The organism is Pantoea sp. MHSD4 (assembly GCF_021043305.1).
Lineage (GTDB): Bacteria > Pseudomonadota > Gammaproteobacteria > Enterobacterales > Enterobacteriaceae > Pantoea > Pantoea eucalypti.
On sequence record NZ_JAJNDH010000008.1, the window covers coordinates 151,077 to 157,344 of the forward strand.

The following is a 6,268-nucleotide window of genomic DNA, read 5'->3' on the forward strand; positions in this document are numbered from 1 at the left end:
TTATCGGACACGCGTTTATTCGCCGTTGAGGGTGTGTTGAGATTGTGTGTAGAAGCGAAATTTTTTTATTTTATTGTATTGCCAGCGAAAAACCGGCTGGCAATGAAAAAACCTGACTGCATTCACTTTCAGAACAGCGTACGGCCTGAGGGCATAATATCGCACCACTGTTTTTTGTAATGCCAGCCTGGGTTGTAGGCCCCCAGAGAAAAAATAAATTTTTTATCTGATGACGCAGCTAACCATCTGGCGTGCTGGATATTCTCCCAGAGCAAAACAGAGCCAACCCCCATCGATTTAAACCGGGGATCTATCCCGCCATTAAAGTCTTCGAAGTAATACCATGTTGGGCACTCAACTTTATAATTAAGATCAAACGCGCAGGGTGAGTCATTGATGAATAAGACTTTGCCGAAAATCATGTCTCTGAACGTGGTGAACGTCTCAGTCAGGATGCCGGTGTCAGTACACTTAAGGCTGTTTTGCCAACGCAAATCGAACAGGTGCTGATAGATAGCGGAAAGTTCAGCAGGAGAAAAAGAGGTCACATCTTCGACTGTTCCGCCTGCTTTTCTGAATCGCCGGACCTCACCGGTACGTTTCTTAGCGGTTTTCACGGAAAAGTCAGACTTGATGTGAGCCATTTTCTTTTTAAACAGGTTGTGACGGATGCTGTTAAAGATGACGCCCTGAGAATGGGGCGATAAGCGCTTAGTTTTAAATGGAAGAATGACTTTTTCACCCGCCTTAATCGGGAGGATAAGATCATCAAAAACAAAGGGAAGATTGGATTTTTTATATTCCAGCGAGCCATTGATAGAAAACACGGCAGCAATGGGTTGTCCGTGTCGCCTTTTCATGTAGTAGTGAATCCGGACGCCTTCACGCTGAGCAAGATAAGCGAGAACGCGGGGATGGGTGCAAACACTCCCCCCAAATGCAGCGTAAATTTGAGCGTACGCGGATGGCGTACACGCTTCCCAGCCGGTATTTTTAAGTTTTAAGTGTGTTGTAAACATGCCTGTCACCTGAAGTGTAACGCGAGAGTCCGCCTGAGAATCTGTGCGGAAATATTTCATGACGGGCAAGGGTGTAATGGATAGATATTAAACAAGGGGTAAACAAATGCTGGGATTTATACTATAAATCCTCTTTGTTTAGCTTCTACACATGTTCTACACAAAGTCTGAACTGACTCTCCATAAATAAGTGCAGGAAAAACGTCATTTATTAAAATAATAATAAGTTCATGAAAAAGAGTTTAAATAAAGCTTGATCCCAAATGGCAAAAGTTGCTCAAATCAGAGCGTGAACTCAGCAGGGATGAGGAGATTCAAGAGTTGCTTTATATGCATAGGATATAAACAGAATCTAAATGAATAAATTTAATGAAATGTATGCACTGTTGTTGAGTCTGGCGGTTATTATTAGCTTTATACTGGTGTGGTTTACTACCTGACAAGTGATTAACTCGGCAGGAGGGAAGTTAGTATCAAATAACAACTTCACCCTTAAATTCATAAAAACAATGTAATTACAATTATTTTATTAATTTGTGAATTATTTTAATGCTCGGGAAGTGTTCTATTAATGCTTTCCATTGATAAAACAGATTAAATGGCACTATCATGAAAAAAATCCTTATTACCGGTTCTACAGGTTTTCTGGGCGGGGCTGTCGTAGCAAATTTATTACATAACAACGTTAAGGATCGACTGCTACTACTGGTCAGAGGCGAAACTGTTGAGGAAGGGTTGCGCCGGCTCAAAGCGAACCTGAAGAACTTTGGTTTAAATGAGTCAGTTACCAATACAATAGCACCTGAAAATATTATTTTGGGTGACATGGAATTTACGGATAATTTTATTCATGACGCACGACTTAATGATGTTACCCATGTCATTAATTGTGCAGCTGTGGCCTCATTTGGTAAAAATCCCACCATCTGGAAAGTAAACGTTGAAGGCACATTTCGGTTTGCTGAACGAATGAGCCGTGTTGAAGGATTAAAGAAATTTATCCAAGTTGGAACCGCTATGTCCTGTGCGCCGGAACCCGGCTCACTGGTCACTGAGGGCGGGCTCAACTCCTGCCGGGATCAGCATATCGTTGAATACACCTGGAGTAAGGCTTCGATTGAAAAGCTGATGACAGAGAAGCTGCCGAAGTTGCCACTGGTTATTGCCCGGCCGTCGATCGTAGTGGGTCACTCCGTTCTGGGATGCCTACCTTCAGCCAGCATTTTCTGGGTATTCCGGATGGCGCTGGCACTGGGTAAATTCACCTGCGACCTGAATGACCGTATTGATGTAGTTCCCGTTGATTACTGCGCGGAAGCGCTTATCATGCTGCTTGATGCAGAAGATGTGATTAATGAGGTAATTCATATTTCTGCAGGAACAAACAGCTGTGTGACATTTGCCGAAATTGATGAAGCGATGGCCAAAGCATCAGGAAGCAGGCCACTGGGGGTTGATTACCAGAAGGTGTCTTATAAACAGCTTTCTGAAAGTCGGAGAACTTTTAAGGATCTGTTTGGACCCTGCAATGAGCGGATAATGCTTCGCGCCATGAACCTGTACGGTCATTTCTCAAACCTTAACGTGGTATTTGATAACTCTAAGCTAATGCAGCTTGGAATGAATAAGCCTTCGCGGTTTACCGATTATCTGGATCGCTGCGTGCTGACAACGCGTGATTCAACCATTGCCGAACTGATGCAGATCGATTTTAAATAGTCCGCTATCGAAAAAGCACAGAATACCGGGGCATAATTGGGGTCACGTAATGAGTTATGTAGCCCTGTTCATGATGAATGGTGATGCTCCGCTGGCCAGGATGCATCCACACTGGTTTCCAATCCCGCAGGGATGACGCGCCTGCATGACTATATGCTGACCGGGGGTCTTCAGGCGCTCTACGGCGATACGCCTTATACGCTGAATAACGATGCCGGACTGCAGGGGAACAGCCCTGGCAATACGATTGGCTGGTTCCCCGGAGCCAGCATCTTTTATCACCAGCGTCTGAATGACCGCTGGTCGGCGGGTATAGGTCTCTACGGCAATTACGGCCTCGGGCTGGACTTTGGCAACTGGGCGGGAGAACGCCTTATCAAAAAGAGCACGCTGGTCGGCATGACGCTGAGCCCGGCACTGGCGTGGAAAATCAACGACCGCCTGTCATGGGGCGCGGGTGTAGGTATCAATTACGGCTTTCTTTCCCTGACCCGCAACCTCGGCGGCCAGGATGAGAAGCAGAGCGACCACGACTGGGCCACCAACTTCCGAACCGGGTTATTGTTTGACATCACGGACGCCACGCGCGCCGGCCTGACGTATGCCAGTAAAATCGAGTATCACTTCAACATTGACGGCACCGCACGCTTCCCTCAGTTGCCTAATCAGCAATATACCCTGCCGCTTTCGGCGCAGGTTAACACCCCTGCGCAGCTGATGTTCAGCCTGGTGCATGATTTCAGCCCGCGCTGGTCGGTGCTGGGCGATCTGGGCTGGCAGGACTGGAGCGCTTACGGAGCAAACCAGGTTTATATCAGCGGTGAGCCGCTCGCACGTGATAATCGTCTGCGCGACACCTGGCACACCGCGCTGGGCGTGCAGTTCAGGCCCGATGACCGCTGGCGTCTGAACACCGGCATGGCCTATGACAGCAGTTTCTATCGCTCACAGGATAACTCCTCCCTGACCATGCCGTCGGGCGCAGCATGGCGCTTTGGCATTGGCGCGCAGTACCAGGTCACGCCTGCCAGCAGCGTGGGTGCCGCTTTTGAATATCTCACCATGGAGTCTTCCGGCGTCAGCGCGCCAGTTGTTAAAGGTGGCTATAACGACCCTGCAATTTACTTTTTCAGCATGAACTACAGTTATCAGTTCTGACAATCCGGTTCTGGTTAACCCTGAGCAGTGCTTTGCCCTCCCGCGCAGGATCCGGACGACGGAAATCACACTGACCACCGGTCCCGGCCGCTGCGCCTGGCGCGATACAGTGCTGCATCTGCACGCGCAACTCCTGCGCGTGAACGTCTGCATCAGGCACCTGGCGGATTGACGCCAAGCCAATGTCCGCTAAGAGCGATATGCGGCAGTTGTCACATGCAGTGAAATCATTAATTTTTACTATGTATAGGAGTGGCAGACTTTCACACAAAAGTGGATAATAAGATTTTTCTTATGTAAATCTCTTGGTGCTGTTAAAAAATGACAGAATTTGAAATAAATAGTCCGCTGCTTCAGCTCGCTTTGCTTGAAACTCTAAAGCGAGACGATATACACGATGAAATAGATTTATTTCTACCTTTTATTGCAGTAACTGCATCAGAAATTGGCAAGCCAGTTATAAATGAGAGTGATATACAGTATAAACTGCAGCAAAGCTTTGGGTTTAAGCCTCCACTGGCAGCGGTGAAGGTCTTAATGACACGAGCTAAAAAAAGAGGCCTTCTAATCCGTGAAAATTATGCTTTCATTCCCGTTCACGATAAAATTACTGAATGGAAAAATGGCTTTGAGCATAAAAAAGAAGATGTTGAAACCTCGCTTGCAAGTCTCAAAAATGAGTTTATCATCTTTACGGAGACCAACTTTGCTAAGAAAATCTCTGACAGTGAAGCTGAGAAACTAATTACTGGATTTATTGAAGTGAATGTCAGCAGCGTGATTAGCCACCGGGCTTATCAAAAAATGGAACTTGCTGATCGCATTAAAAACACCAACCATGTTATTGCATCTTTTATAAGTCATATTCATCGCAATCAGCCTGGAGTTCTTGAGCACTTCAGTCGGTGTGTTAAAGGAATGTTACTAGCTAATTATCTATTTTATGCGGATAAAGCTACAGACAAGAAATCTTATAAAGGCATTACCGTCTACCTTGACTCTCCAATAGTCATAGGCATGCTAGGTTACAGCGGACGTCAAGCTAAAGAAGCATATATAGACTTTTTGAACCTTTTAAAATCACTAGATATTAAAATAGTGATTTTTGACCGCACACTTAGTGAAATTGAAGGCCTGCTTTATGCTTGGAAAAATGACATTTCACGGAAACGTTATGAACGATTTAATACAAAAACGTTAGAGTGGCTGAGGGCGCAAGGCTATGATGCAGAACGTATTGATACTGATCTTAAGCTTTTGGAAAGTAATATTTATAAACTTGGCATCGATGTTCAGCTCGGTTTTAGTCCTAAGACAATGTATCAATGTGATGAAGCAAAACTTCAAAGTGCTATTGGAAAGGCTTTTCGGCGAGATAAAAATCTCGAGCACGACACTGTTTGCGTTTCCCGTGTACACAATATGCGGGAAGGTAAAATAATCAACAACCTCAGTCAGTCTTTTAGTGTTTTTGTTACTCCCAATACAGGCTTGGTCAAGGAGGCTAATGATTTTTTCCGCCATGAAACTAACCGCCAGGCTATTCCTGTAGTCGTTTCAGAGCAATGGATGACAGCCATGTTCTGGCTAAAAAAGCCGGACATTTATGCTCGGCTACCTCAAGAGCAGCTTCTTTCAACAGCTTACAGCTTATTGTATACCGATGATCGCTTCTGGGAAGCTTTCATCAGTCGTCTTGAAAAACTTGAAAAACGCGGAGATGTTACTCAAGATGAATTTCTTCAAATCCGCTGGGATAGTGATCTTCTCCGACTTGTCCATGATGTTTCTGTTGATGTGGGAGAAAATTTTTCCGAGGAAGATGTTTTCGACGTTGTTAATACTATTAAGAGAAAACATGATGAAAAACATTAAAGTGATATGGCAGAACTTGAAGACCGAAGTCGTTCGGAAATTGAGACTGTACGTCAAGAAGCATCCACACAACTTCAGGCCATTAGTCAGGAGAACCAAGCTGCGCAGGAAAGAATTGAATCTTTAGAGCGCAAAATACGTAAGGGCAGTGCCTTTTTGGCAGGTTCAATAGCTTGGTTTTTCAGTGGGGTGCTTGTTTTCGCTCTTTGCTTGGCAGCGGTGAAAGGTATTCCTGATGAAATACAGCCTGCGTTGATCAAAAGCGAGTTATTCAAAGGTAATCTAGTCGGATTTACAGTAATTATTACCTTATTATTTGGGTTAATAAGTAGCATTACAGGGATAGATTTAGCTGTTTGCCACAAGTTTATAAAAGCAAAAATGGAAAAATGGTTTTTTTCCTTATTTAGTTAATTTTTACGATACAGTTAGGTGGTTAGTTATTTCTACTTAACCCATACTGCTTACAATTTTAAGGTATGTGCGGTGTCCGCTTC

General features: G+C 44.8%; 4 protein-coding genes and 1 pseudogene. 4 read left to right on the plus strand and 1 reads right to left on the minus strand.

From position 1 onward, the window contains the following. Positions 1-128: 128 nt before the first annotated feature. Positions 129-1,019 carry an antimicrobial resistance protein Mig-14 gene (locus tag LQK91_RS20140; RefSeq protein ID WP_231001658.1) on the minus strand — a complete coding sequence of 297 codons (891 nt, stop codon included), beginning with the start codon at positions 1,017-1,019 and terminating at the stop codon, positions 129-131. Positions 1,020-1,628: 609 nt separating this feature from the next. Between LQK91_RS20140 and LQK91_RS20145 the strand changes: the two genes are divergently transcribed. The 4 genes and pseudogenes from LQK91_RS20145 to LQK91_RS20160 all read left to right on the plus strand — a co-directional run bounded on the left by LQK91_RS20145 (position 1,629) and on the right by LQK91_RS20160 (position 6,185). Then, positions 1,629-2,738, plus strand: a complete 1,110-nt coding sequence (locus LQK91_RS20145) for an SDR family oxidoreductase (RefSeq protein ID WP_105100051.1) — start codon at positions 1,629-1,631, stop codon at positions 2,736-2,738. Positions 2,739-2,834: 96 nt separating this feature from the next. Continuing rightward, positions 2,835-3,896, plus strand: a pseudogene (locus tag LQK91_RS20150) (OmpP1/FadL family transporter); the annotation flags it as partial. Between the two features lie 321 nt (positions 3,897-4,217). After that, positions 4,218-5,771 (plus strand): hypothetical protein, encoded by a 1,554-nt coding sequence (locus LQK91_RS20155; protein WP_105100053.1) that lies wholly within the window; start codon positions 4,218-4,220, stop codon positions 5,769-5,771. Between the two features lie 6 nt (positions 5,772-5,777). Next, positions 5,778-6,185, plus strand: a complete 408-nt coding sequence (locus LQK91_RS20160) for a hypothetical protein (protein ID WP_105100054.1) — start codon at positions 5,778-5,780, stop codon at positions 6,183-6,185. Positions 6,186-6,268 lie beyond the last annotated feature (83 nt).